Below are 1,456 nucleotides of genomic sequence, written 5' to 3'. Positions count from 1 at the left end.
AGCAGTGTTCAGCGTAAATGTATCAGTTCCACGGCTAGATGCTCAGTATGATACCCTTCACTGCGGCTGCCGTCGGTGTTGGGCAAGGAGAATCTGCTCTCGGATCCAGCCCAGCCAGGGCTCCAGCCCGTCACCCGTCTTGGCAGAAAGACAAAAAATCGGCACAGAAGGGTTGATCTCGCGGATATTGGCCTGGATCCGATCCAAATCCACCTCCAACACAGGAACCAGATCCACTTTGGTGATCAGCAGACAATCCGCCTCTCGAAACATGATTGGGTACTTGAGAGGCTTGTCTTCCCCTTCTGTGACGCTGAGCAGGGCTACCTTGGCGTGTTCCCCCACCTCAAACTCCGCCGGGCAGACCAAGTTGCCGACATTTTCCACCAGCAGCAAATCCAGTTGTTGGGGATCCAGCAGTGCTTCCAATTGCTGCAAGCCCCCGGCCACCATGGCCGCATCCAAATGACAGGCCCGCCCCGTGTTGATGGCAATCACCGGGATCCCGTAGCGACGCAACCGCTCCGCGTCCAGTTGGGTCGTCATGTCTCCCTCGATCACCGCCAGGCGCAGCGAGCCGGCAAGAGCGACCACGGTTTTCTCCAGCAAAGACGTCTTACCCGCCCCCGGCGCGCTCATGAGGTTCAGACAGGTTACTCCCCAGGCATCAAAATGCTCCCGGTTGTGGTCGGCCTGGTGTTGATTGGCGTGGAGTAGGTTAATCCCCAGATCCAAGACTTGGTGCATGGCACAACCCGTGTTGCGGTTGAGGAGAAAACGCTCTAGCTGCGGAAAGAGCTGGATTCGGCCACCGTAGGGGTGGGAGAAGGGCCGACGGAGAGTTTACGCACCTCGGAGCAGAAAGAGGCCATGCTGAAGCCACCGAACCGCTTGACAGTGCTGGCCCGCAGGCGCAAGTTGGGGCTGGCAAACCAAATGCGCTCTTCCGACTCAGTCATCTCATACTGGGTGTAAAGGGTAAGGGCGCCATCGGATCCCATGACATAGGTACCGGCCACCGGTACTTTCTCAGCGTAGCCCTGATCCCGCAGCAACTGCCCGCGCATGGGATCGGTCTCATCGGGGATAGGTACCAGCACCACGTCTCCCTTGTACTCTTCGTTGTCCCACTCCTGCTCGCCATCCCACCGCACCCGCGCTGCTCCCACAGCTCGTCGGGGATCCACCCTGAACAACTCGCAAACCCGGATGACTGCTGGATCGGTTGCCGCAAGGGTGGCAATTTGTAGCCGCGACCTCCCACCCTCAGAGCGGCGAAAAGCCAAGTGATGGCTGGTGCGTTGGCACATCCACTCCCCAGCACTGAGGGCGAAAAACTCCATTACGGTCATCATGGCCGACGCGGATCCTCATCGATGGAACAGGGTTTGCCGATCTTAGCTTGCAGAGCAACTCAACGATTTAGCTAACGGAGGTGCAGGGGCAATCAGTCCTG

The 1,456-nt window shown here is 58.6% G+C and carries 2 protein-coding genes; both read right to left on the bottom strand.

Annotated elements, in window-relative coordinates; all coding sequences use genetic code 11:
• Positions 1–57: 57 nt before the first annotated feature.
• Positions 58–747: a hydrogenase nickel incorporation protein HypB gene (gene hypB / locus NW815_RS13425; protein WP_414343585.1), complete on the bottom strand. Its 690-nt coding sequence runs from the start codon at positions 745–747 to the stop codon at positions 58–60.
• A gap of 35 nt (positions 748–782) precedes the next feature.
• On the bottom strand, positions 783–1,355 hold the full coding sequence (locus tag NW815_RS13420) for a phycobiliprotein lyase (RefSeq protein ID WP_041436880.1): 573 nt from the start codon (positions 1,353–1,355) through the stop codon (positions 783–785).
• Between the last annotated feature and the right edge of the window lie 101 nt (positions 1,356–1,456).

Source organism: Synechococcus sp. R6-7, from assembly GCF_047461695.1.
Classification (GTDB): domain Bacteria; phylum Cyanobacteriota; class Cyanobacteriia; order Thermostichales; family Thermostichaceae; genus Thermostichus.
This window is presented reverse-complemented; position numbering and strand designations above follow the sequence as displayed.

What these genes read in the sequence shown, in the direction of transcription:
- hypB (WP_414343585.1), bottom strand. Translation starts at nt 747, where the DNA reads ATGCACCAAGTCTTGGATCTGGGGATTAACCTACTCCACGCCAATCAA.
- NW815_RS13420 (WP_041436880.1), bottom strand. Translation starts at nt 1,355, where the DNA reads ATGATGACCGTAATGGAGTTTTTCGCCCTCAGTGCTGGGGAGTGGATG.